At 59.9% G+C, this 25,785-nt stretch carries 22 protein-coding genes; 16 read left to right on the forward strand and 6 right to left on the reverse strand.

The genetic code is table 11. The features are described from left to right. Window positions 1-98 precede the first annotated feature (98 nt). The gene (locus H6650_21550; protein ID MCB8954599.1) at window positions 99-455 is read right to left on the reverse strand and encodes an NADH-quinone oxidoreductase subunit A; all 357 of its coding nucleotides are present in this window, start codon (window positions 453-455) and stop codon (window positions 99-101) included. A 414-nt stretch (window positions 456-869) separates the two neighbouring features. Between H6650_21550 and panB the strand changes: the two genes are divergently transcribed. Genes panB through H6650_21565 form a run of 3 tightly spaced genes read left to right on the forward strand, consistent with a single transcriptional unit; the run spans window position 870 to window position 3,522 of the window. Continuing rightward, a complete protein-coding gene (panB, locus tag H6650_21555; protein MCB8954600.1) occupies window positions 870-1,760 on the forward strand; it encodes a 3-methyl-2-oxobutanoate hydroxymethyltransferase in 891 nt (296 codons plus the stop codon). Next, window positions 1,757-2,689 (forward strand): 2-dehydropantoate 2-reductase, encoded by a 933-nt coding sequence (locus H6650_21560; GenBank protein ID MCB8954601.1) that lies wholly within the window; start codon window positions 1,757-1,759, stop codon window positions 2,687-2,689. Before panB ends, H6650_21560 begins: the two co-directional genes overlap by 4 nt. Next, window positions 2,686-3,522 (forward strand): pantoate--beta-alanine ligase, encoded by an 837-nt coding sequence (locus H6650_21565; GenBank protein MCB8954602.1) that lies wholly within the window; start codon window positions 2,686-2,688, stop codon window positions 3,520-3,522. Before H6650_21560 ends, H6650_21565 begins: the two co-directional genes overlap by 4 nt. Window positions 3,523-3,595: 73 nt before the next feature. Here H6650_21565 and H6650_21570 read toward each other — a convergent pair whose 3' ends face one another. Then, entirely contained in the window at window positions 3,596-4,978 is a 1,383-nt protein-coding gene (locus H6650_21570; protein MCB8954603.1) for a hypothetical protein, read from the reverse strand. Window positions 4,979-5,322: 344 nt separating this feature from the next. Here H6650_21570 and H6650_21575 point away from each other — a divergent pair, with 344 nt between their 5' ends. Continuing rightward, window positions 5,323-6,087, forward strand: coding sequence for a type III pantothenate kinase (locus H6650_21575; protein MCB8954604.1), 765 nt, complete (start codon window positions 5,323-5,325; stop codon window positions 6,085-6,087). Between the two features lie 746 nt (window positions 6,088-6,833). Then, window positions 6,834-7,556 (forward strand): response regulator transcription factor, encoded by a 723-nt coding sequence (locus H6650_21580; GenBank protein ID MCB8954605.1) that lies wholly within the window; start codon window positions 6,834-6,836, stop codon window positions 7,554-7,556. A gap of 10 nt (window positions 7,557-7,566) precedes the next feature. Here H6650_21580 and H6650_21585 read toward each other — a convergent pair whose 3' ends face one another. From H6650_21585 to H6650_21600, 4 genes are all read right to left on the reverse strand, one after another. Continuing rightward, window positions 7,567-8,205, reverse strand: coding sequence for a metallophosphoesterase (locus tag H6650_21585; GenBank protein ID MCB8954606.1), 639 nt, complete (start codon window positions 8,203-8,205; stop codon window positions 7,567-7,569). Between the two features lie 95 nt (window positions 8,206-8,300). Beyond that, window positions 8,301-8,603: a nucleotide pyrophosphohydrolase gene (locus tag H6650_21590; protein ID MCB8954607.1), complete on the reverse strand. Its 303-nt coding sequence runs from the start codon at window positions 8,601-8,603 to the stop codon at window positions 8,301-8,303. 89 nt (window positions 8,604-8,692) lie between these two features. Beyond that, entirely contained in the window at window positions 8,693-9,709 is a 1,017-nt protein-coding gene (gap, locus tag H6650_21595) for a type I glyceraldehyde-3-phosphate dehydrogenase (GenBank protein MCB8954608.1), read from the reverse strand. 38 nt (window positions 9,710-9,747) lie between these two features. Next, on the reverse strand, window positions 9,748-11,061 hold the full coding sequence (locus H6650_21600; protein MCB8954609.1) for a YvcK family protein: 1,314 nt from the start codon (window positions 11,059-11,061) through the stop codon (window positions 9,748-9,750). Between the two features lie 413 nt (window positions 11,062-11,474). Between H6650_21600 and mtnA the strand changes: the two genes are divergently transcribed. The 11 genes from mtnA to H6650_21655 all read left to right on the forward strand — a co-directional run bounded on the left by mtnA (window position 11,475) and on the right by H6650_21655 (window position 25,780). Further along, window positions 11,475-12,545, forward strand: a complete 1,071-nt coding sequence (gene mtnA / locus H6650_21605; protein MCB8954610.1) for an S-methyl-5-thioribose-1-phosphate isomerase — start codon at window positions 11,475-11,477, stop codon at window positions 12,543-12,545. After that, complete coding sequence (locus H6650_21610; GenBank protein ID MCB8954611.1) at window positions 12,545-13,339, forward strand: NTP transferase domain-containing protein; 795 nt, start codon at window positions 12,545-12,547, stop codon at window positions 13,337-13,339. Before mtnA ends, H6650_21610 begins: the two co-directional genes overlap by 1 nt. 70 nt (window positions 13,340-13,409) lie before the next feature. Beyond that, the gene (locus tag H6650_21615) at window positions 13,410-14,381 is read left to right on the forward strand and encodes a GDP-mannose 4,6-dehydratase (protein ID MCB8954612.1); all 972 of its coding nucleotides are present in this window, start codon (window positions 13,410-13,412) and stop codon (window positions 14,379-14,381) included. 11 nt (window positions 14,382-14,392) lie between these two features. Beyond that, complete coding sequence (locus H6650_21620) at window positions 14,393-15,307, forward strand: SDR family NAD(P)-dependent oxidoreductase (GenBank protein MCB8954613.1); 915 nt, start codon at window positions 14,393-14,395, stop codon at window positions 15,305-15,307. Between the two features lie 300 nt (window positions 15,308-15,607). Further along, window positions 15,608-17,380, forward strand: a complete 1,773-nt coding sequence (locus H6650_21625; GenBank protein ID MCB8954614.1) for a HAMP domain-containing protein — start codon at window positions 15,608-15,610, stop codon at window positions 17,378-17,380. A gap of 940 nt (window positions 17,381-18,320) precedes the next feature. Continuing rightward, entirely contained in the window at window positions 18,321-20,042 is a 1,722-nt protein-coding gene (locus H6650_21630; protein MCB8954615.1) for a sugar ABC transporter permease, read from the forward strand. After that, the gene (locus H6650_21635) at window positions 20,035-20,925 is read left to right on the forward strand and encodes a carbohydrate ABC transporter permease (protein ID MCB8954616.1); all 891 of its coding nucleotides are present in this window, start codon (window positions 20,035-20,037) and stop codon (window positions 20,923-20,925) included. The genes H6650_21630 and H6650_21635 overlap by 8 nt, the downstream gene beginning before the upstream one ends. Before the next feature lie 380 nt (window positions 20,926-21,305). Continuing rightward, on the forward strand, window positions 21,306-22,835 hold the full coding sequence (locus H6650_21640) for an extracellular solute-binding protein (protein MCB8954617.1): 1,530 nt from the start codon (window positions 21,306-21,308) through the stop codon (window positions 22,833-22,835). 149 nt (window positions 22,836-22,984) lie between these two features. After that, window positions 22,985-23,785: an inositol monophosphatase gene (locus H6650_21645; GenBank protein MCB8954618.1), complete on the forward strand. Its 801-nt coding sequence runs from the start codon at window positions 22,985-22,987 to the stop codon at window positions 23,783-23,785. A gap of 104 nt (window positions 23,786-23,889) precedes the next feature. Beyond that, entirely contained in the window at window positions 23,890-24,732 is an 843-nt protein-coding gene (locus H6650_21650) for an HAD-IB family phosphatase (GenBank protein ID MCB8954619.1), read from the forward strand. Continuing rightward, window positions 24,671-25,780 carry an alanine--glyoxylate aminotransferase family protein gene (locus tag H6650_21655; GenBank protein MCB8954620.1) on the forward strand — a complete coding sequence of 370 codons (1,110 nt, stop codon included), beginning with the start codon at window positions 24,671-24,673 and terminating at the stop codon, window positions 25,778-25,780. Before H6650_21650 ends, H6650_21655 begins: the two co-directional genes overlap by 62 nt. The last annotated feature ends 5 nt before the right edge of the window (window positions 25,781-25,785 follow it).

Genomic DNA, 25,785 nt, shown 5'->3' on the forward strand with positions numbered 1-25,785 from the left:
TTTTGCCAGATTATTGGGCATGTAGCAGGAAAAGAACAGGTAGAGACGAATTACAGCACGAGAAACGCGAGACCATCAGCGCAGGCGCGACACCTGCCCTAAAACCACTCCAACGCCCCTTTCGCCCAAGCATACGCCAGACCGTCGCCGAGCAAGAAGATGAAGAGCGCGGCAGACAAGACCGCAAACAGCCCCAACTGCCCATAGGCCGCCGCAACCGGGAACAAAAACACTGCCTCGACATCAAAAACCACGAAGATCAGGGCAAACAGATAGTACTGAACCTTGAACTGTACCCAGGTATCCCCTACGGTTTCGATCCCACATTCATACGTCTGCTGTTTGATGGGATTGGGTTTTTTCGGTCCGAGAAGATGTTGCAGCACAACTGGTAGTGCCGGGAAAATGGGTGACAGGGCGACGAAAATACCGATGAATTGCCAATCACTTAGCACGCTAAAAACCCTCCATTGGGGGATTGTGAAATTGTTCTCAGATGGTCGCGGGTAGTTATAACACACGACCAGACCTACGGCAACGAGCGAGGGACATTTTAACAGAATCAGAGAACCTGACAACCAAAAAAAACAGCCCGGCGCGGGGTGGCGGAAGCCGCCGGGCAGGGATGCCGAACGGAAGAGGCTGGCGTGCCGTCATGCCTCCGGCGCTCATGACCAGGTTCACGAATCTCACCCATTAACGCGGGCTACCGATCCTGCTATAATGGGGATTGCCCATTACCTGGATCGTAGATTGACCGGGATAATGCCGGCATTTCACCATAACACAAGCGTGGAATGGACCACAAACGTGGCGTCCTCTTTCATCCGCGCCCCGTTTTCCTGGCCCCTACCCCAAAGGAGGGTACCATGTCCACAACCTCCGTCGCCGCGGCGGCCACCACGACCGCACCCGCGCGGCGCAAGCAAACCATTCGCAATTTTCAATTGAAGAAGCAACGGGGCGAGCCTATCACCCTGCTCACGGCTTATGACTATGCGACAGCGCTGGCGGTGGACAATGCCGGCATCGACAGCATCCTCGTCGGTGATTCCCTGGGCATGGTCGTCCTCGGCTACGAAACCACGCTGCCCGTCACCATGAGCGATATGCTGCACCATTGCCGCGCCGTGGCCCGCGGGGCGCGGTACGCCCTCCTGATTGGCGACATGCCGTTCATGTCCTATCAGGTCTCCGTGCCCGAAGCCATCCATAACGCGGGCCGCTTTTTGCAGGAAGCGGGCATGGACGCAGTGAAGCTGGAAGGGGGACGGGAACGGGTAGAGGCGATCAAGGGGATTGTGAATGCCGGCATTCCCGTCATGGGACACCTCGGCCTCACCCCACAAAGCGTCCACCAACTCGGCGGCTTCCGCACCCAGGCCAAAACCGCCCCCGCCGCCCGCCGCCTCATCGAAGATGCCCGCCGCCTGCAAGACGCCGGCTGCTTCAGCCTCGTCCTGGAAGCTATCCCCACCCAACTCGCCCGCTACGTCTCGCAACAACTAGACATCCCCACCATCGGCATCGGCGCGGGCATCGGCTGCGATGGGCAGGTCCTCGTCACCCACGATCTGCTCGGCCTCTTCGACCGCTTCACGCCCAAATTCGTGCGCCAATACGCCAACCTGCACCAGGTTATGGCGGACGCCTTCGCCGCCTACAAAGCGGAGGTAGAAACGGGCAGCTTCCCCACCGCCGCCCACGGCACGGAAATGGACGAGGCGGAGTGGGAATCACTCCTGGCAAGCCTGTCATGAAAGAGCCTGTCCTCATCGTGGGCACGGGGGCCATGGCCTGCCTCTTTGCCGCCCGCCTGGCCGCCGGCGGCATGGGCGTGACCATGCTCGGATCGTGGGAAGCGGGATTGGCCGCCTTGCAAGCGGACGGCGTGCGCCTGCGCGAGGCGGATGGCCGCGAACAGCGGTTCCCCGTGCGCGCCACGTCGCAGCCCGCCGAATGCGGCGGCATCCCGCGCGCCATCGTCCTGGTCAAATCCTGGCAAACGCCCCACGCCGCCGCCCGGCTGGCACGCGCCTTGCCGCCGGATGGCGTGGCCCTCAGCCTGCAAAATGGCCTGGGCAACCGGGAGACGCTGGCTCAGGCGTTAGGCGCGGAGCGGGTGGCGTTGGGCGTGACCACGGTGGGGGCCGCTTTGGTCGCGCCCGGCGTTGTGCAGGCGGGCGGCACGGGCGTGACCTCGCTCGGCCCGCACGGGCGCGCCAACTCCCTACGCGAAATGCTGCGCCAGGCGGATTTTAGCGTGGACGTGGTGACGAATCTGGATAGTCTGCTGTGGGGAAAGTTGGCGATTAATGCCGGCATCAATCCCCTCACCGCCCTCCTCCGCATCCCCAACGGCCAACTGCTCCACCGCCCCACCGCCACCGCCCTTATGCACGCCGCCGCCCTCGAAACCGCCACCGTCGCCGCCGCCCTCGGCATCTCCCTCCCCTTCCCCGATCCCGCCGATGCCGTCACCGCCGTCGCCACGCGCACTGCCGGCAACATCTCCTCCATGCTGCAGGACATCCAACGTGGCGCGCCCACGGAAATCGAAGCCATCTGCGGCGAAATCATACGCGCCGGCGAGTCCGTGGGCATCCCCACTCCCATCAACCGCACCCTCTACCAACTCGTCGCCGCCCTCGCCGCGCCACCCGACGAACCGCTCCCCCAGAACCCATGAAAACAGTCACATCACTTTCCGATCTGCGCGCTGCCCGCGCCGACCTGCCCCAACCCGTCGGCCTCGTGCCCACCATGGGCTATCTCCACGAAGGCCACCTCTCGCTGGTCCGCCGCGCCCGCGCCGAGTGCGCCAGCGTCGTCGTCAGCATCTTTGTCAACCCCGCCCAGTTTGGACCACAAGAAGACCTGGACGCCTACCCCCGCGACCTGGCGCGCGACCTGGCGCTGCTGCGCGGGGCGCAAGCCGACCTGGTGTGGACGCCCACGCCGGACATCATCTATCCACCCGATTTCCAAACTTGGGTAGAAGTAACCGACGTCACCCGCCCCCTGGAGGGAGCCATGCGTCCCGGCCATTTTCGCGGCGTGGCCACCGTCGTCAGCAAGCTATTCAACAGCGCGCAGCCGCAAAAAGCATACTTTGGGCAAAAAGACGCGCAGCAAGTGGTGGTGGTGCGGCAAATGACGCGCGACTTGAATTTTCCCGTGGAGATTGTGGTCTGCCCCACGGACCGCGAGGCGGATGGCCTGGCGCGTTCCAGCCGCAATGTCTATCTGGACGCGGCGCAGCGGCAGGCGGCCACCGTGCTGTTCCGCGCGCTCGCGGCGGCGCGCCGGGCGCACGAAGATGGCGCGCGTCACGCGGACGACTTGCGCCGCATCATGGCGGAAACGATCAACGCCGAACCGCTGGCGCGCCTGGCGTACGCCTCCTGCGCCCACCCAGACACATTGGACGAATTGCACGGGGATGTGCGGCGCGCCTTGCTCTCCCTGGCCGTGTTCATCGGCAAGACGCGCCTGATTGATAACGTGGTGATTGGCGAGTAGCGAGGGGCAGGTGGCGAGGGGCAGGTGGCGAGTAAGATTCTGCCTTCTGCCCTCTGCCCCCTGCCTTCCACATTTACGGCAATGTGATGGTGTTCATTAACTGATTGCTGTTCAGCGGATCGAAGTGGGTATTGGGGCCGCGGGTGATGTTGAGGACGTTGAGGCTGTAGTTGCCGGGTCCAGCGTAGGGGATGAACAGGAAGACGTAGCCGTTATTGTTGGTTGTGCCGTTTACCACCTGTATGGAGCCGTCGGGACGCTGCCATGCGCCCTGGACGGCGGCGTTGGGCACGGATGCCCCCTGCTCGTTGCGCACCGTCACGCGGGCAATCACCAACTGGTTGCCGCCGACGGTGTAGGGGAAGAGATTGATGGCTTGTGCGCGCAGGCAGTTTTGCGCGCACTGGCCGACGGGCGTGAGTAGCACGGCGTCATACTGCATGGTGGCGCTGTTGTAGGCGCGCCCCACCATCTGGCGGGCGTCGTTGATGTCGGAGGTGAGGGTGATGGAATAATCGCTGAACTGGTTGATCAGCAAGTCATCAACGTGTACCAGATAGGAGGAGACCGTCATGGTGCAGGTGAGGCAGTACCATCCTTGAATGCCGCCGGGGTCTGACGATTCCAACGTTTCCCCGACGCCGACGAAATACTGGTTGTTGTTCAGGCCTTGAATCTGGGCGATGGCTGCTTCCGGTCCAATCAGGGACCACTCGGTTTGGTTGAACAGGTGCGCCAGACGCTCATTGACGCCATCGCTGGCGTTGCCGGCAATTCCATGGGCATCATTGATCGCTCGCAGTTCCGTGAACGGATAGCCGGGCGCGTTCCCCAGGTTTTCCACCTGGCTGCCCATCAGCAGTTGCGTCCCACCCACAATCCAGTTTTCCTCATTGATGGCGTAGGGCAGCGCGTTGAAACCCAGTTCCGTCAAATCCTGGCAGCCCACCCCCGGCACATAGCGAATGCCAATCTGTTGGCTGCCTCCGATGGTGCGATGCCCGATGATCACATTGTTATCGTTCAGCGCGATGCCTTCGATCACTTCGTTGTTACACAAAGCATTGAAGACGTACCCTTCCGCGCCGGGGGTCCAGAGCGCCAGGCGTTTGCCGGAAGTGGCATTCCACACGCTGCCCAGGATGAAGGCGTTGTTATTGACGTCGGCCACCTCCGCATCGGTGGCGAACGGCGGCAGGGGCAGATAGACGCGCTGCCCGGCCTGCGCGTCCCAAACCCAGCCACGATGCTTTTGGTTGGGTGTAATATAATTGCCCACGGCTGTGCCATCCTGGTTCAGGCTGGGGGCGCTGACAGACGCGCCGACGGACGTTTCCGCGCCCAGAAAGGTGATACGATAGCTAGGCGGCGTGGCCGCCGGGGTGTGCGCGGCCAGCGCAATCGTCGTTGTGAAGAGCAGCAGGAATGCCGCTAATGTAATGAAAATGCGTTTCATGAGAGACCTCCGTGTTTACACATATTCAAAGATTGGCTCTTTCTGGGGGAATGAACCACTCTTCGATAGAAACAGGTTATCAGGCAGGCGACCGTCGCATCAGGCAGCGGATCGCGCAGGCACGGGGAAGATAACAGAATGCCGATCAGAAATCGATCATTGCGCGCGAACCAAGCTGACGATGCAATTCCGTACTTTACTTCATCGACGGTCCCAAGTAGCCCTCCGAAAACAAGTTCACGTTTTCATCGGACGGCTACTGACAAGCTGTCCGCACAATTCCGCTAACTTAATTGCGGACAGACACTAATCACCGACTGACCACTTTTCCCGGAGAAGATACTATGTTGCTGACCATCGACATTGGCAATACTAATGTTACGTTGGGGTTGTACGAGGGGGAGGTGTTGGGTCCGCGCTGGCGGCTGGCTACGGATCATCAGCGGATGCCGGATGAGTTTGGGTTGCAGCTTTTGGGGTTGTTGGGGCATGGGGGGGTGTCCGTGCCGGCATTAACGGGCGTGAGTCTGGCGTCGGTCGTGCCGCCGTTGACGAGCCGGGTGGCGCAGGCGTGCCGGCATTATTTGCGGCAGGATCCGTTGGTGATAGATGCCGGCATCAAAACAGGCATTCGTCTCCGTGTGGAAAACCCCCGCGCCGTCGGTGCGGACCGCGTCGTGGACGCCGTCGCCGTCAAACACCTCTACGGTGGCCCCGCCTGCGTCATCGATTTTGGAACCGCCACCACCTTCGACGCCATCTCCCCCGCCGGTGACTACCTCGGCGGAGCCATTGCCCCCGGCATCACCATCGGCGCGGAGGGCCTGTACCAACGCACCGCCAAGCTCCCCCGCGTTGACGTGCAGCGTCCCCCATCCGTCATTGGTCGCAACACCATCCACGCCATGCAATCTGGCCTCCTCTTCGGCTATGTGGCCATGGTTGAAGGCATGGTCGAACGATTTCGCGCGGAATTGGGAACACAAATGAAAGTTTTGGCCACCGGCGGCCTCGCCGAGATAATCGCCAGCGAAACGCGCATCATCGACCAGATTGTGCCCTGGCTCACACTGGATGGCCTGCGCATCCTCTGGCAGTTGAACCGATAACAAGGAGCGAAGACTCTACTGAAAAAAGGCCAAAAACCGGGTTTTTACACATGAACCACTCTGGCAATTTCGGCCGGACACTCGAAAAACCCGGTTTTTTCAGTGAACTCAACGGTTATCCGTGAAATTTCTGCAAATTCATATCCGATTTGGAATCAGCCAGGTCTATCTGGTTTGGGACACGCGCCCCCCCTATGCTATAATTCAGGAAATTACCTCTCTTCAACGTGCCACTTACCTGATAAAGGGAGGAATTTCGGTCAACGAGTCCTCCACGGGTGTGTTATATGCCAGTTTTCCAGATCGGACACCACTCCCGTGGTCCGATTTTCCAAATCGGACACCACCAACCCGCATTCCGATTTAGCTTCGGTGTGTTTCAAATAGGTTGCTCAGGCTGCCTGCGCCGTAGGACAATTTGCCTAAATTGTCCCTTCACGGCGGAGGACAATTCGGCGAATTGTCCTACAGCAAACAATAGTCAACTGAAATGAAACACACCCTTTAGCTTCTCAATTATTTTCAACCGAAATGGAGCACACCCTGGCTGATCGTGATGTAAATGCCGGCATTTCCCTCACGCTTCGCAACGATTCACCACCATGCTTCCCGGAAGCTGTCTTGATACTACATGACTTGAATAATGAAACGGTTTGGGTCTGAAATTGAGCTTCCAGGAAGGCCCCTGGGACCATGCACCCCTGAAGCCACGTGATTACGATTGTTCTTGCTCAGAGGATCCCCTTATGTCAGGAGTAGAAATTCAACTTCAACGCATCCTTGTGGCGGAAGATGATTTTCACATACAGGACATTGTCCGGCGGGCGCTGAACGCGGAAGGATTCGCGGTTGTGTCCGCCGCCAACGGCGCGGAAGCCCTCAGGTTGATCCGTCGTCATGGCCTGCCCCACCTGGCTGTCGTCGATATTCACATGCCCGTCATGGGAGGACTCGAGTTTTGCCGTCGTGTCCTCAACTTCTGTGACCTGCCCATCATCATGCTCACCGGCGTGGACGACGAAGAGGTTATCGTCCGCAGCATTGAGCAGTACGCCGAAGACTACGTGATTAAGCCATTCCGCCCGCGCGAACTCGTGGCCCGCGTGCGCCGTGTTCTGCGCCGCATCGGAGACTTCGGGTATACGCTGGCGCCCCTTATCCACGTTGATCCCCATTTGCAGATTGATTTCGCCAACCGCAAGGCGATTGTCGCCAACGAAGAAATCATCCTCACCCCCATTGAGACCAAACTGCTCTACATTCTCATGCGCAACTCCGGGCGCATTGTCACCACGGAGTTCCTCCTCAACCGCCTCTGGCCTTTAGAGGAAGCGCAAGAAAATCGGCTGCGCGTCCACGTCCACAACGTGCGCCAGAAAGTCGAATGCGATCCCGGCCAACCTTATTACATTGTCTCCGAAAGGGGCGTTGGCTACCGCTTCCCCGAACAATTCTCCGCCGCCCAGTGATCCGCCCCGGTTATTCGCAAGACAACGTCAGCGTGCGATAAGGAAACACGTTGATCACCGTTGTGTCCATGAAAGACGTCTGATGCGCCACGCCCGCCCCATACTTGTGTACATGCCCGTGCAGCAAGTAACGCGGCTTCAAGTAGCGCATAAACGTGCGGAACACCTTGAAACCCGTGTGCGGCAAGTCTTTGTCGTCGTGAATCTCGTAAGGGGGCGAGTGCGTCACCAACACGTCCAACCGCCGCCCCAGTCGGCTTTGCGCCCACATCAGGCGCGGCAAAAAGCGAGCCACCTCCAGCGTCATTTCCCGCTCCGTATACATCAATGGATCATGTGGGCGATACCGCATTGAGCCTTCTAACCCGGCCAGGAAGCAGCCCTCCACCACCATTGCGCGGCGGTGGAGGTCAACACCTCCCTGCACGCGGGATATAATGCGGCCATCGCTGCGATGTTGCGGACCGCCATCGTGATTGCCCTTGACGTACACCAGGGGGCAGTCAAAGGCGGATACCAGGAACTCCAGGTAATAAAAAGGAAGGTCTCCGCAGCCGATTAGCATTTCCACGCCGGGAAAACGCCCGCGCACGTCACTCGCGTACAAGTGTTGCATCACGGTATCGCTGACGGCCAAAACTTTCATCACTATCAGTTCAAGAGGAAACGAAAACGGCAATAAACCTTCCCGGAAGCTCGGCTTCAGGCGAGAAGTGTCTCAAACAGCTTCCAGGAAGGGGATCGTCAGGTATCCCACTCGCGATCCTGGTTGTATGCCAGTTTGTCCAGGATAGCCTGCTCCAGATCAATGCCGGAGATGCTGGCAAGCTGCAAAAGGTACAGGGCCACGTCGGCGAGTTCGGCGGCCAATTCGTCCAGGTTAGCGGGTTCGTCGCGCCACTGGAAATGTTCCAGCACTTCAGCCGCTTCAATAGCCAGGGAGGCAGCCAGGTTACGGGGAGATTGTTGGCGGGGAGAATCAGGCGCGTACCAGCCCTTGCCGGCAACAAAGTCATGCATACGCGCTTCTAACTCTTTCAATTCCATATTAACTCAGGCGCGACGCACCCGATGGATACGTCGCGCCTCTACTTGTTTTCCGTGCAGCGCGCCGACCGGCGCATCACACCACGAGACTACATCCGCGAAGCGACAAAAGCGGCAATGTCCGCCAGACGCACGGAATAGCTCCACTCATTGTCATACCAGGTGACGATCTTCACCAGATTGCCGCCAATGACCTGCGTGGAAAGGCCATCAATGGTCGAAGATTTGGGCGTGCCCAGGAAATCGCTAGAAACGAGCGGTTCGTCCGTGTAACCCAACACCTTGCCCATCCAATCATCCCCCGCGGAAGCCGCCTTAAAGGCCGCGTTCAGTTCGGCGATAGTCGTATCCTTGTCGATTTCCGCCACCAGGTCCACCACGGAAACGGTGGGCACGGGGACGCGGAACGCCATGCCGTCAAACTTGCCTTCCAGTTCAGGAATGACCAGGGCGACCGCTTTCGCCGCGCCCGTGGTGGTGGGAATAATGTTCTGTCCGGCGGCGCGGGCACGGCGCAAGTCTTTATGCGCCAGGTCCAAAATGCGCTGATCGTTGGTGTAGGCGTGGATCGTAGACATAAGGGCGCGGCGAATGCCAAAATTGTCGTTCAGCACTTTGGCGGCGGGGGCGAGGCAGTTGGTCGTGCAACTGGCATTGGAAATGACATGGTGCTTTTCCGCATCATAGTCGCCTTCATTCACGCCCATGCAGAACGTGGCATCAACGCCTTTAGCCGGAGCGGAGATAATCACCTTTTTCGCGCCGGCGGTGAGGTGGGCCGCGGCCTTGTCGCCCGTGCGGAAGACGCCGGTGCATTCCAGCACAATGTCCACGCCCAGTTTGCCCCAGGGCAAATTGGCGGGGTCGCGTTCGGCATAGCTCTTCAACTTCTCGCCATCCACGAAGATGTCCCCATCCCGTACCTCAACCTGGCCGGGGAAACGGCCATAGGTGGAGTCGTATTTGAGCAGGTGGGCATTGGTCTCCACATCCATCAGGTCATTGATGGCTTCCACATCCAAGACACCGCGATAGTCCTCGTAAATAGCTTTATACACCTGCCGCCCAATGCGGCCAAAACCGTTGATACCAACCTTGATTGTCATTGCGTTCTCCTTGCAGATTGCGATCACCTTGCGGGCGCTCAGCGCGCCAGAAGGTCGAGGACGACGCGAGCCAGCTTGACGCTGTCGTGTCGCCACGGTTTTTGTTCATCAACCAGGTCCGCCAATAGGAGGCGGCCCTCATGGGGGTCGGATGGCTGGACATAGTGGGTTTGTCCGCCGCCCTGAGTGGGTGGAATGCTCAAATTGCTGTTGGCCAGCACCACATCGAGTGTACCTTGCGGCAAATAGCGCGTCAACGCCGCTACGTGCTGGGCCACATCATAATTATCCGTCTCTCCAGGCTGGGTGGCAAGGTTGCAGATATACGCTTTGGGTGCGCGGGCGTGGTGGATGGCTTCCGCCAGGCCGGGAACCAGCAGGTTGGGCAGGATGCTGGTGTAAAGGCTGCCTGGACCGAGGATGATCAGGTCCGCCTGGAAGATGGCCTGGAGGGCGCGGGGGTAGGGTTGGGCCGTGGCGGGTTCAATGGTCAGGCGTTTGATCCGACCGGCGGCGTGGGGGATGGCGGACTCGCCTTCTACGCGCTGCACTCGTCCCGTTTCGACATCCGCAACTTCGGCGACGAGTTTGATCTGTTCCAGGGTGGAGGGGAGGACGCGGCCTCGCAAGGCGAGGACGCGCTCGGCGGCCAGTAATCCTTCGTCGAAACTGCCCGTTATGCCGGCAAGTGCCGCCAGCAGCAGATTCCCAAACGCATGACCATGCAATTCGCCCGTCCCATTTTCGCCCGCCTGGCTGGTAAAGCGATATTGCAACAGCTTGCTCATCAACGCTTCATCCCGCGCCAGCGCCGCCATATTGTTGCGGAAATCGCCGGGCGGCAGCAAGCCCAGCTCTCGCCGCAAACGCCCGCTGCTGCCGCCATCGTCCGCTACCGTGATGATGGCCGTGATATTGTTCGTGTACTGCGTCAGGCCACGCAGGAGCGAGGCCAGACCATGCCCGCCACCAATCGCCACAATCAGCGGACCGCGCTGCCGCTGGCTGTAATGATAAAGCGAGTCGATGATTCCCTCGCCAGGCTTGCGAAACGGCGCCACGAATCGAACGCCGAGGCGACTGATGGAGAGGAGGATGATGAAGATACCGAGGACGGCAGGCAGCAGAATACGCGCCCAGATGGGCAGTGATTGCAGGGTAAACAGGTTGTACAGCCAGGAGGGGAGCCAGCCGAGGCGACGCAGGACAAGGATAAGATAAACGACGCCCATGCCGAGAATGCCGGCACCCACTCCCAACAACAGCAGCCAGCGTTTCACCCCCAATCCCACCGTCAACCAGCGCGCACGGGCGCGAAGTTGCCGTCGCAGTCCAGAAAACCATTCACTCATGTTGATTATTGTACGCGAAAACGCCCCATACGCCCTATTGCTCTTCATCGCCAGGGTACATAGAGCTTTCCTTAACAGCCCTGGTCAAACGTGTGTACTATTCAGGCAAGAGTTTTGTAGTCCGATCGTCACAACGCACCTTCATTATTGTAGATCGTAACCCGGCGCGCCCCCCGTGATAAAGCGCACAGGTCATAGGGACAAACGTCACCAGCGTTGGCGCAAGGAGCGGCGTGTGTTATCATGTCCGCGCGCCCGTCACAGGGTACGATAGCACGTGATAATCGGTCACGTAACGACTAACGCTCTCTGGAGATTGGACCAATTTCACCAGTGAAAACAGGTCCAATCTAGCTTAGCCGTTGCTCCGTGACAATAACAACCACCAACTGGCAATCTGTCTCCCTCCACTCCTGAACAAAACCATGCGCACCGTATTTTGGGATTACGAACAAAACACCGTCCAGATGATCGACCAGCGGCAACTGCCCTGGGCATTTGAAGTCGCCGCCTTTGACGACTACCACGCCGTGGCCGCGGCCATCAAGGAGATGGTCGTGCGCGGTGCGCCGGCCATTGGCGCGGCGGCGGCCTTTGGCATGGCCCTGGCAGCACGACAAAGCGAGGCCACGGATCGGGCGGCACTGCTGCGCGACCTGGAAGCCGCCGCCGCCGTCCTCAATGCCGCCCGCCCCACCGCCGTCAACCTGGCCTGGGGCGTGCGCCGCCAACTGCGCGTGGCCGCCGCTGAAACAGTGGCCGACGTGGACGAAGTACGCGCCGCCTTGCTCGCGGAAGCGCAGCAACTGGCGGATGAAGACGTGGCGCTGAACCGCCGCATGGGATTCCACGGCGCGGAACTGATCAGCGACGGGGACACCATTTTGCATCACTGCAACACGGGTGCTTTGGCCACGGTTGATTGGGGCACGGCGCTAGGCGTCGTCTTTGCCGCGCATGAGCAGGGCAAGCGCATCCATGTGCTGGTGGACGAGACGCGCCCTCGTTTGCAGGGCGCGCGCCTCACCTGTTGGGAACTGCAACAGCGGGGCATCTCGTTTGACCTGATTGCGGACAATGCCGCCGGGCATTTCATGCGCACCGGTCAGGTGAACATCGTCCTCGTGGGATCGGACCGCACGGCGGCCAATGGAGACGTGGCGAATAAAATTGGCACGTACAAACTGGCGGTGGTGGCAAAGGAGAATGGGGTTCCTTTCTACCCGGTTGTACCCACGAGTACGATTGACCTGGACCTGGCGCATGGCGACCTGATTCCGATTGAGGAGCGTGGGGCGGAGGAGGTGTTGTCTGTGTTCGGGAAGGGGATCGCGCCTGCCGGCATTTCCGCCCGCAACCCCGCCTTTGATGTCACCCCCCATCGCTACGTCACCGGCATCGTCACCGAAGAAGGCATCATCTACCCCCCCTTTGAGAAACACCTGCGCCAGGCCGTCGCCCGCGCCCAGGAAAAGCAAAAGTAATGGAAAACATTCCCGTCGTCATCTTCTGCGGGGGGCAAGGAACCCGAATGCGCGGGGGAACGCTCACCAAAAAAGAACTCGTCGAAGTCGGTGGACGCCCCATCATCTGGCACGTCATGCGCATCTTCTCCGCCTACGGCTTCAACCAGTTCGTGCTGCCACTGGGCCACGAGGCGCAGCAAATCCGCCGCTACTTCCTGCAATACGAAGCCATGACGCGCGACTTCACCGTCTGGCTGGGGAATGGCCGCCCGGAAATGGAGCCACGCCTCGTTTACCACAACGAACCGGACCATCCACCGTGGCAGGTCACGCTGGTAGAAACGGGCGTCGCCACGGAAAAAGCCAGCCGCATCAAAATGGTCGCCGCCCATTTGTCCGCGGACCGCTTCTTCGTCACCTATGGGGATGGCGTGGGCAACGTGGACCTGGCGCGGCTGCTGGCCTTCCATCGCGCGCACGGACGGCTGGCAACCGTCACCGCCGTGCAGGCGCGATACCAGTACGGCGTGCTGGAAGCGGGCGACGACGGTCAGGTGACGGAATATGTGCAGTATCCGCGTCTGCCGCACTGGATCAACGCCGGGTTCATGCTCTTTGAGCGCGCCCTGCTGGAGATGATTGGCGACGGGCCGGACGTGCCTCTGGAGACGGACATTTTCAATCGGCTGGTTGCCGCCGGGCAGTTGATGCGCTTCCAGCACGACGGTTTCTGGCGCTCCATGGACACGCTGAAGGATAGCATTGAGTTGGAAAATGTGTGGCGGCAGTCGGCGCCCTGGAAGGTGTGGTAGGCAGCCCAACATCTTCCCGGAAGCTGTTTTGAGCTTCCGGGAAGGTTTGAAAACGGGAAACGATAACCGTATGAGCAATCATTTTTGGCAAGATCGGCGCGTATTTGTAACAGGCTGCACGGGGCTGCTGGGGTCCTGGCTGACGGCGGCGCTGCGGCAGGCCGGGGCGCAGGTGGTCGGGCTGGTGCGCGACCTCACACCACATTCACAACTGGTGCGCGCGGGCGATTTCCAGCGTATCACGGTCGTCCATGGCGACGTGACCGACTATGCGCTGCTGGAACGCACGTTGGCGGAATACGAGATTGACACGATTTTTCACCTGGCGGCGCAGACGATTGTGACGATCGCCAACCGCGCTCCTCTGTCTACGTTTGAGACGAATGTGCGGGGGACGTGGCTGCTGTTGGAAGCGGCGCGACGCAACCCGACGGTCACGCGCATTGTGGCCGCCAGCAGCGATAAGGCGTATGGGGATCAGCCGACGCTGCCCTACCATGAGGACGCGCCGCTGCAAGGGCGACACCCTTATGATGTGTCCAAAAGCTGCGCCGATTTGATTTTGCAAGCGTACGCGCACACGTATGGGCTGCCGGTGGCCGTGACGCGCTTTGGCAATCTGTACGGGGGGGGCGATCTGAACTGGAATCGGGTTGTGCCGGGAACGATGCGCAGTGTGTTGTATGGCGAGCAGCCGGTGATCCGTTCCGACGGCAGCATGAAGCGGGATTATCTGTATGTGGTGGACGCGGTGCGGGGGTATATGTTGCTGGCGGAGAAAATGCCGGCATTCTCCGGCCAAGCCTTCAATTTCGGCAACAACGACCCCCTCACCGTGCGCCAGATCGTAGACACCATTATCCGGCTCTCCCCCCACCCCGATTTAGTGCCCATCATCCGCAACGAAGCGCGCAATGAGATTCAAGACCAATACCTCAGTTCCGACAAGGCGAGGAACCTGCTCGGTTGGGAAACGGCCTACAGCCTGGAGGCCGGGCTGAAAGAAACAATGACCTGGTATCGCCGGTTTTTAGCCGGTTAAAGGCGGCGTCCGTGCGCGTTTTGCTGACCGGGGGAACCGGTTTCATCGGACCATACGTCGTCCGCGCCCTGCTTGAAAGGGGGCACGAAGTGGCCTTGTTGGTGCGCGAAGATTATGCGATGGGGAAGCAAATGCCGGCATCTCTCGCCCCCCTCCGCGCACAACTTCAACTCGTCTACGCCGACCTGCGCAACTTCGTCCTGACCGCGCGCGCCCTGCGAGAAGCGCAGCCAGAAGCCGTGCTGCATCTGGCCGCCGTCGGGGCCACCGCCCCCTTCCTGCCCATCGAGACCGCCCTGCGCCACAACCTGCACGGCAGCATCCACCTCATGCGCGCCTGTTTTGCCCAGGGTGGTAGCGTGCGCAAGTTGATCATGGCGCGCACACCGGGAGAACTGAGCGGCATGAACGTCTACGCCGCCAGCAAGGCCGCCGCCTGGTGTTTCGCGCAAACATTCGCCAACGCCTACGGCTGGCCCATTCAGGGAGCCATGATCTTCCAGGCATACGGGGCGGGGCAGCCGGAGGGGGCGCTGATTCCGGCGGCACTGGCGGCAGCGCAGCGGGGGGAGGACTTCCCGATGACGAGCGGCGCGCAGGAAAAGGACTGGATATACGTCGCGGACGTGGCGGCGGGATTGGTGCGCGGCGTGGAGATGGAATTGGATGCCGGCATTTCCTTCGACCTGGGAACAGGGCAACCCACCCCCGTGGGCCACATCGTCGCGCGCATCTACGCCCTCGTCGCGCGCGGCGGGCACCCACGTCCAGGGCTTCTGCCCGACCGCCCCGGCGAAGCCGCCGCGCAAATCGCCAACGCGGCCCGCACCGCCGCGCTCCTCGGCTGGCAACCCACCTTCTCGTTGGAAGAAGGACTACGCCAAATGATCTCAGAAAAAGGTCAAAAACCGGGTTTTTACACATGAACCACTCTGGTAATTTTTGCCGGACAATCGAAAAACCCGGTTTTTTCAGTGAACTCAACTTTGGAGGTTCTGATACAGAAGAACCCTTTCAGCGCATCCGTCAATTCCAATGTTATAATCGGATGCGCCCTCAGAGAACCTCCAAGCGGACAATATGCCTATTGTCAGACCTTTCGTTTCGTGAGAAAACCTGCCTATTCTGCTTGTGGAGGCACCCGGCGTGAAAAAGCGACAGGCCCGAACTTCACCAAGATAACGAGCCTCCAACCTCGTTCGATTCGTCGAGGGAAGCTGTGGTAGATGAAAACGAAAAAGGTTGAGCCAACTCATCGGAGAGGCGTTTATCTAACCCTCCGCGCGCGCATCCTGGCTCCCTACCTCTTGTTGGCTCTGGCTGTGGCCGTGTCCATGACACTCATCGGCTACAACTCCGTCCTCAAGTTTCTGCGGCAAAATGATCAGCAGGAAATACGGGATACAGTAGACCATGCGAGCCTGCTGCTGGAGAAGCGGCTGCAACAACAGGTGCTGGAATGGCACGAACTGGCGGCCGCGCTGCCCGCCGCGGATGTCCTCCTGGCCCGATGGGAAGCGTCAACGGCAAACGACTTTCTGCTGCAAAATGGCGAGCAAACGCTTTGGCTGCGCCACAATGCCGCCCGGCCCGACGATGCCTTGCCCTGGGCGTGGGTAACGGAGGCAGCAGGCGCGGCCAGTCCGCTAACCCCGGTGACGGGCATACACGACGTGGCGGGAGAACTGGCCTGGTACGTGGTCGGACCTGTTTCGCCGGCAAATGACGCGGAAGCAGCCGGCGTCCTCATGATCAGTACGTCTTTGGCGGCGCTGGCGCGGCAGGTGGGGGAAGGTGTGAATGCCGGCATCACCCTCTACGATCCCCAAGGCACACTCCTCGCCACCACGCACCCCGACGACGCCAACGCCACGCTCCGCCTCTCCCCGACCACCGCTGCCCAGTTTAATGCCGGCAGCGCCACCCAAGAACGCCCCCTCACCGTTGCCAACCAGCCCTACACACAAATTCTGCTGCCCCTGCGCCAGACCGGAGAAAACCAGGTCATCGTCGGCCTCAGCCTGAACCGCCAACCATTCATAGACGATCTCAACAACGCCCGCGGCACCATCCTGCTCACCCTCGGCATGACGGTCATCGCCACGCTCGTCATCGGCTACGCCGCGGCCATCCGCCTTGTCCAGCCCATCGTAGAATTGATGGTCGCCTCGCAAGAAGTCGCTTCCGGCAGTTCGGATATCCGACTCAACCGCCTTTCCCAGGACGAAATCGGCCAACTCACGCAGCGTTTCCACAGCATGGTCACCCAACTGCGCCAGCGCCGCGCCCTCGAAGACCTCTTTGGGCGCTATGTCGGAGACAATATCGCCCGCCGCATCCTCGACGGCGAAGTCGAACTGGGCGGGCAGCGCATCTGGGCCACCGCCCTCTTTGCCGACATCCGCGACTTTTCCGCCTTCACCCAAAAAGGAGACCTCGGCGCTCTCCTGGACGAGCTAAACGAGTACTACGCCACCATGCAGCGGGTCATCGACGCCCACGGCGGCGTCGTTAACAAATTTGGCGGCGACTCCATTCTGGCCCTCTTTGGCGCGCCCGTCATTTGCGAAAATCACGCCGAACAGGCCGTCACCGCCGCCATGTCCATGATGGACGAACTCTCCAAACTTAATAATCAACGGCTGGCCCGCGGCGTGGCCCCCATTCGCATCGGCATCGGCGTCAACACCGGTGAGATGATCGTCGGTAATCTTGGTTCAGAAAAACGGCGCGAGTACACGGCGCTAGGGGACAGCGTCAACCTGGCGAAGCGGTTCAGCGACCTGAACAAAGAGACCCCGTTCGACACCGTCTTCGCCGGCGAAGCCACCCTGTCCGACCTGGCGCGTAAGCTCCCTTTGCAGGTAGATGACCTTGGCCCGGTCCTGGTAAAAGGAAAGGTAGAACCCGTGCGCGTCTATTCGCTGATGCACCGCACCAGGCTGGAGCAAAACGCGGCGAAAAACAACCCAAATCCCTGCCCCCTGGCTGCCTCCTGACAACCAAATAGTGGTCAGTGCATGGCTATGCCTGGCCAGAAACGTCATCCACGGCGGCTCAGGCGTGCCGCGCTTTATCGGCATGCGCCTGACAGAGATCCGTTTGCCACTGCCTCACACCTCTCTCCGTGGCTGCGGGCGCATCCGTTAACCAGGGCTTCGCTGAGGAATTGGCAGATCCGCTGAAAGGGTTCTTGCTTACCGGATAATCTGGAGATCGGACCAATCTGGCTTAGCCGTTACCTCCAAAGTTGCTTTTGCGCGAACCCTGAGTATTTTGACAGGTATTCGTCTGTCGCGGCGCAGCCGGCAAAGGACGATCCTCCGCAAACGATTACACACCCTTAGCACACCTTTAACACGATATTAAAACACGGGCGCTAAACTTGCCCCGTTGTCACCTGGGCATCAACCAGTCGGTAGTGCCCGATTCGGAAAATCGGTGTACGGAAGGGATTGTCCGATTTAGAAAATCGGACCGTGGGTCGGCAGTGCGCGATTTGGAAAACCGGGCTACGGAAGGGTTGTCCGATTGGGAAAATTCGCAAGCACGCCACGTCGCCAGCCGCCCCATTTCCAACGGTTGCCCGTCAACATCCGCGTGCTATAATCGGCTCCGTGGTTGGTATGCTGCCAGTCTTGCTGCTTGGAAACCACGCGCGTGACCAGTCTCTTCCATCGCTCATGTTCAAACCATATGCATCCTGGCAAGAAGAAGTGCGCCGCGCTTCATCTTGAGCAACCTGCCATCAAACCACCTGATTCACATGCGTCTCACCTTCGCCCCTTTGTTTTATACACCAGTATGGATAGCCGCAAAGATTCACCCCCTCGACAGACGTTACGTTTCTGGTCAAGAACGTCGTTTTGACGGCGATGGCATCTGCAGTCGCGGCAACGCTGGGGAAATCCCAGGCTTTGCATCAACAAGGTTGGCCTTATGAGTGACAGATTGATGTTCCCTGAAGAACCCGCTTTGGCCACGCCGCCAACGACGAGCCTGAGTGCCCGCATTTTTGCCGGGCGGCGCGGGCGTCGTTTGCGGGAGGCACTGCTGGCTTATTTGTTTCTGCTGCCGGCATTTGCCATTATTTTCGTCTTTGGTCTCTTCCCGCTTGCCTTCTCCGTCTACGAAAGCACCCTGCGCGGCCTCAACAAAATCGTAGGCACCTTCGACGGCCTGGGTAACTACGTCAAAGCCATTGACAACCTCACCTACGTCCTTGCCTTCTGGATCGCCCTCACCTTCATCTACCTGGCCGCGCGCCGCGTGCTGGACACCCACCAGGCTGCCGCGAAGAAAAGCGAAAGCCCATGGGCATGGGCCGCTCCCGCCATCGTCATGGCCCTCGCCCTGGGCGCAATCCTGCGCTGGGTATTTGCCCTACTGCCCGCCATGCTCACCATCCCCGACAAACTTCCCCGCGGCGAACGACTGACGCGGGAGCTTTTTTACCAGTTTGCCGGCGAGGCGCTGCGCGAACCAACCGTGTCGTCAGCGTTCACAATGGCCGTTGTTGCCTTGTTGCTGGTCGCCGCAGTCTGGTACGCGGTCTATCGGTTAAAACAACATAGCCAGCAGGACGGCCTTTATTTTTCCAAGCTGACGGAAGCATCCATTCTGCTGGTAGGTGCGCTGGCGCTGAGTGGGTTCACCTGGACGGAAATCCAGAAGGCGTACGCGGCGGCGCTGGAAGCCGGGGAATCGTTAAGTATTTACTCCCAATTGGTGACGATTAGTGCCGGCATTGTCCTCCTCATCCTCTCCTGGATTGTCTGGCGCAGCGCCAGCCACCGCTCCTCCACCACCTCCACCCTCTTCCGCCTCGCCGCCGCCGCCGCCCTGGCCACCGGCGCCTGGATACTCATCGGCGAACTGCCCTCGGCCATCGCTGCCGGCAACCGAGATTGGTGGCGCGGACTACAAGCAACCGTCTTCTTCGCCATCGGCACCATCCCCCTCCAATTCATCATCGCCCTCACCCTGGCCACCATCCTCTTCCAGGACATCAAAGGCAAAACCCTTTTCCGCATGATCTACTTCATGCCCTACATCGCCCCTCTCGTCGGAACCGCCGCCGCCTTCCGCATCATCTTTTCCGGACGCGCCGACGCCCCCATGAACGCCCTCCTCACCACCATCGGCCTCAAACCCCTGGGATGGCTCAACGAACCGGCGGGCATCATGCAACTCATCGTCGGCAGCCGCTTTGACCTGCCCACGTGGCTCGCCGGTCCCAGCCTCGCCCTCGTCGCCATCATTCTCTTCAACGTCTGGACCTACGTCGGCTTCGACATGGTTATCTTCCTCGCCGGCCTGGGCAACATCCCCAAAGAATTGTACGAAGCCGCCGCCATCGACGGCTCCGGTCGCTGGGCGCAATTCCGCCACATCACCCTCCCCCTCCTCTCCCCCACCATCTACTTCCTCATGCTCCTGGCCGTCATTGGCACATTCAAGGCATTCAACCACATCTACGTCATGCGCCTCGGTGCCGCCCTGGGCACAACCGACACAGCCAGCGTCGTCATCTTCCAGACATTCAATCGGGACACACGCTACGGATACGCCTCCGCCCTGGCGATCCTGCTCCTGATCATCATCGTCATTCTCACCGTCATCAACAACCGTATCGCCAGCGAGAGGGTGTTCTATGGCTAGTCAAGCACTTCAATCCTCTGCCCCTGCGCCGCAAATTCACCCCAAAGCGCGGCGCGTTGATATAGGCCGCGTCGTTGCCTACGTGCTGCTCGTGTTCGGCGCGTTCATCGCCCTGGCTCCCTTCCTCTACACCATCAGCGTCTCCCTCATGAACCTCACGGAAGCGAACAGCGGCGCATTTCTGCCCAAAGTGCCCCAGTGGGGCAACTACGCCCAGGCATGGAAAGACGCCTCCTTCTCCCTCTACTTCTGGAACACCGTCAAGGTCACGGCCATCACGCTCGTCGGACAAGTCATCTTCTGTACAATGGCCGCCTACGCCTTCGCCCAACTGGAGTTTCCCGGCAAAGGTTTCCTGTTTGCCCTCATCCTTTCCACGCTGCTCCTGCCCGAAGCCATCACCTGGGTCCCCAACTTCATCACCGTCTCCTGGCTGGGCAAAATCGGCCCCATTCCCTGGATCAACAACTGGCCCGCCCTGACCGTTCCCTTTATGGCCAGCGCCTTCAACATCTTCCTGCTGCGCCAGTTTTTCATGCAAATTCCCAAAGAGCTATGGGATTCGGCGCAAATCGACGGCGCCGGGCATATTCGCTACCTCTGGCAAGTGGTGCTGCCTCTCTCCCGCGCCCCCGTGGTCACGGTCATCCTCTTTGGCTTCATTGGCTCCTGGAATGCCCTGGCCTGGCCCATCCTGGTCACCACCACGCAAGAATGGCGCGTCATTTCCTACGGGCTGCTTTCCTTCCTGGACGAAGCCGGCTCGTTCTTTCAATTACAGATGGCGGGCGCGGTAATCACCATTCTGCCCATCATCCTCATCTACTTCTTCACACAAAAGCAATTTACGGAGGGCATTGCCACTTCCGGCTTGAAGGGATAAAAAAGGCCCATTCGACAATGCCACGAACATCCGTGACACAAAAGGAGGTGATGTTCAAAGCAAAAACCACTCTACGGCGAAAATGGGTAACGACATAGCCCGCTGCCTGGACCTGTCCAAGGCAATATGGGCTTCCACAAGCTCAACCCATAAGAGGGTTAATCGTTACAAAAATGGTATAATGACGACGGTTGGTGGCAGCCGGCGATATGCAAACCGCGCGGCGTACACGCCGACCTGAGGCGATAAGGACTGGCAATGAAATAAGATGCGAGTTGCATCGCCAGTTTGAAGGAGCGGGAAGGAAACAGCTCTGTTGTCTTATTTAATTTCCGCCCCTAAACTCAAATCCACTTAATTTTTGAGGAGAAGATTTCGAAATGTCCAAAAGCAAACTTACCTTGATCGTGCTACTGATTCTGGCCCTGATGCTGGTCGCCTGCGGCGGCGGCACGGCGACCCCAACAGAAGCACCCGTCGCCACGGAAGCGCCAATGGAAGAACCCACCGAAGCGCCGATGGAAGAACCCACCGAAGCGCCAATGGAAGAACCCACCGAAGCGCCGATGGAAGAACCCACGGAAGCGCCAATGGAAGAACCCATCGATGAAGTGATGGAGCCGTGCGCTCCCACGACCGATGGTTCCCTGGCCGGCGTGGACCCGCGCGGCCAAACCATCACCTGGTGGCACAACCACAGCGGTTCTCGTGAAGAAGGCCTGGCCGGCGTCGTGCAGGCGTTCAACGACACCAACGAATGTGGCATCACCCTGATTGCGGAAAACCAGGGCAGCTACAACGACATTCGTGACAAAGTAAACAGCAGCCTGAACGCCGGTGAACTGCCGGCAGCGTTGGTTGTTGGCTATCAGAATGACCAGGCGTTCTACCAACTGAACAACGGCCTGGCCGACCTGAATCCCTACGTCGATGACGCGCACTGGGGCCTCACCGCCGACGAAAAAGCCGACTTCTTCCAGAGCTTCTTCAACCAGAGCGTCCACCCCGTCTTCAACAACGAGCGTCTTGGCTTCCCGCCCAACCGCTCCATGGAAGTTCTCTTCTACAACCAGACCTGGCTGGAAGAACTGGGCTTCTCCGGCCCGCCCACCACGCCGGACGAATTCCGTGACATGGCTTGTGCCGCGGCAGCCGCTAATGGCGATGGCACGGGCGGCTACATCCTGCGCGACGACGCCTCCGCGGTCGCGGCCTGGGCTTTCGCCTTCGGCGGCAACGTCCTGACGGCTGATGGCACCAGCTACGACTACAGCAACGACGCCGTGGTACAGTCCATGACCTTCCTGAAGCAACTCTACGACGATGGCTGCGCCTACTTCTTCACCGAAGGCTTCCCCAATCCGCAGCTTGCCGCGCGCAAAGCGATCTTCACCCAGGGTTCCACCTCTGGCGCGCCGTTCTACCAGTCGGACATTGAAACCGCCGCGGCTGACGCCGGGCGCGATCCCGATGTCTGGGGCGTGGCCGCGATTCCGCACACGACCCCCGATCCAGTCCTGAACGTGTACGGCGGCGACGTCATGATCACGGCAAACAAGCCCGAACAAGAACTGGCCGCCTGGATCTTCATCAAGTACTTCACCTCCCCCGAAGTACAGGCGCAGTGGGACCAGATCAGCGGTTACTTCCCCACCCGCGCGAGCACCGAACAGTACCTGGCCGACTACATCGCCAACATCTCCTACGGTAAGCAGTATCAACAAGGCCTCGACCTGCTGCCCTACGGCGTCTACGAGCCGCAGTTGATCTCCTACCAGGGCGTGCGCGACGCGGCCCAGGCTGCCTTCAACGCCATTATGCAGGGCGCGGACATCCAGGAAACGCTGGATCAACTGACCAGCGACGCCAACGACCTGCAAGCCGAGTTGATGTCGGAAATTCAACCCTAGCAATGTAACCGGGCGGCAGCGTGGCTCACGCGCCGCCGCCCGATTTCCGTGAGCCTTCCCGGTTCACCAGGAAATCCACATCCATTAACATGAAAACGGGTCAGGGCAAATGTCCTGACCCGTTCTCTTTGTTAGCTGATGACGTGCATATGACCACACTTCCGTTCACCGCTGACTACCTCCAGGAACTGCAAACCGCGACGGATGAGATTGCCCGCGCGGCGGGGCGGTTGCTGCAAGAAAAATTCGCGCAACCGCGCCAGATTCAACTCAAAGGGGCGCGAGACCTGGTGACTGACGCCGATTTCGCGGCGCAAAAGCTGATCACCGATTTCTTGCGCGCGCGCTATCCTGAGCATGGTTTTCTCACGGAAGAGAAGGACGGCGACCTGCCCGCTGATGGCCCCGTCATCTGGGTGATTGATCCGCTTGACGGGACTTCCAATTACAGTCGCCAGCAGCCGCAGTATTGTGTGTCGATTGCGGCCATCGCCGCGGACCAGGCTCCGCTGTGCGGCGCTGTTTACGATCCCGTGCGGGATGAGCTATTCAGCGCCGCGCGCGGGCAAGGCTGCCGGCTAAATGGGCAGCCCATTCACGTTTATCCCCTGGAGGAGACGGCGGCGGCCCTGGTGTGCTTCGACTGGAACCGCCTGCCACACAAACAGGCCGGCATCCTGCGCTTGCTGGAGCAGCTTGCGCCGCTGGTGCATTCCGTGCGGGCCACGGGGTCGGCGGCGCTGGCGCTGGCCTGGGTAGCCGCGGGCCGTCTGGATGGCTATTTTAATTTTGGGCTGAATGCCTGGGATATGGCGGCGGGGCAACTCCTGATTGCGGAAGCGGGCGGGGTGACCAGCAACCTGCGCGGCGAGCCGTGGCGGCTGATAGATGGCAACTGCCTGGCAGGGGGCGCGTCGGTGCACGCCCTCTTGCGCCAGATCGCACTGTAAATCGCCAAACTTTGTCAACCGTCAGGCTTGCCAGTACAATGCGCCGCGATACGATTTGTATATGATTCGTCTGAACTGGCGAATACACTGCATCATCAAACATTATGCGCTGGCCTCCATTTAGACACATTTTTTTTGATTGCGATTCGACGTTAACAACGATTGAAGGGATCGACGTACTGGCGGAAAATGCCGGCAAAGGCTGGCGCATCAAAGTCCTCACCGAGGCCGCCATGAATGGCGAACTAGAGCTAGAAGACGTTTACCGCAAGCGGCTGCAAGCCATCAAACCCACACGGGAGCAAATTTGGGCTATTCGCCAGCAGTACAAAAGCCACGTCGTCGCCGACGCCGCCCTCGTTATCGCCACGCTGCAAGCGCTGGGTCATCAGGTGTACATCATCAGTGGGGGCCTGATTGAGCCTGTGCGCGAATTTGGCATTTTCCTGGGCGTGCCGGCAAAAAACATCCGTGCCGTGGGTGTCTTCTACAACGAACTGGCCGGCAATTGGTGGCAACACAACGAAAACGGCGATGCTCGCTACATCACCTACGGCGAAGACGCCCTCACCATCAGTGACGGCAAAGCGCAAATCGTGCGCGAATTACTGGGCAGCCAGCGTGGGCGTTCCCTCCTCATCGGGGATGGCAGCAGCGACCTGCACGCCAGCGCCGCCGTGGACCTCTTCGTCGGCTTCGGCGGCGTCGTCGCCCGCGAGCGGGTGCGCCAAGAAGCGCCCGCCTTCATTCACAGCCAGAGCATGGCCCCCCTGCTCCTCCTGGCCGCCGGGCCGGCCGCCATGCAGAGAGCCGCCACGCCAGAACACAGAGCCGCCTTTGTTAAGGCGCTGCATCTTTATGACACAGGAGCGATTTCGTTTCAAAATGAGCAACTCGACAAGAAATTCCAACAAGCATGTGAAGCTGTTCATCCCCGGCCCCACTGAGGTGCGACCGGAAATCCTGGATGCGCAGACCGAATGGATGATCGGGCATCGGATGCCGGAATGCACCGATCTGATCGGGCGCATCCGCCCCAAATTGGGGCAGGTCTTCTTTACGGAAAACCCCATCCTCATCAGCGCCTCGTCGGGGACGGGATTTTGGGAGGGCGCGGTGCGCAACTGCGTCAGCCGCAAGGTGCTCAACTGCGTCAACGGCGCGTTCAGCGACCGCTGGCGCGAGGTAACGGAAGCCAATGGCAAACCTAACGAGGTGCTGGAAGTGGACTGGGGGCAGCCTATTTTGCCGGAGCAAGTGGCGGAGCGGCTGGCAACCGGCGAATTCGACGCCGTAACCATTGTACATAACGAGACCAGCACGGGCGTCACCAGTCCTATCAAAGAAATCGCCCAGGCTGTACGCGCCCTGCCGAATGGAGACGACATCACCATCATGGTAGATTCCGTCAGCGGGCTTTCCGGGGCGGAACTGCGTGTGGATGATTGGGACCTGGACGTGGTGCTCACGGCCAGCCAAAAGGCGTTTGCCCTGCCGCCAGGTCTGGCATTCTGCTCCGTGTCGGCGCGTGCCCTGGAGAAGGCGAAAACCATCCCCCATCGCGGCTACTACTTTGATTTCCTCACACTGCACAAGTACCTGGTCAAAAATCAAACGCCGGCCACGCCCGCCGTTTCCCTCCTGTTTGCCCTGGACCGCCAGTTGGACGATATGATGGCGGAGGGGATGGAGAACCGTTTTGCCCGCCATCTGGCGATGCGCGACCACACCATTGCCTGGGCACGGGCGCAGGGTTTTACGTTGTATGCCACCCCCGGCTATGAGTCGCCGACGGTGACGTGCGTGAGCAATAACCTGGGGCTGGACATCAGCGCCCTGAATGCCTACCTGCGTACGCAGGGCATGGCGATCTCCAACGGGTATGGCTCGCGCCTGAAGAACAAGACGTTCCGCGTGGCCCACATGGGCGACTTGCGGATGGCGGACATGGAGACGCTGTTCGCGGCGATGGCCCAGTATTTGCGGGAAAGGTGATTTCT

Source organism: Ardenticatenales bacterium, from assembly GCA_020634515.1.
Classification (GTDB): domain Bacteria; phylum Chloroflexota; class Anaerolineae; order Promineifilales; family Promineifilaceae; genus JAGVTM01.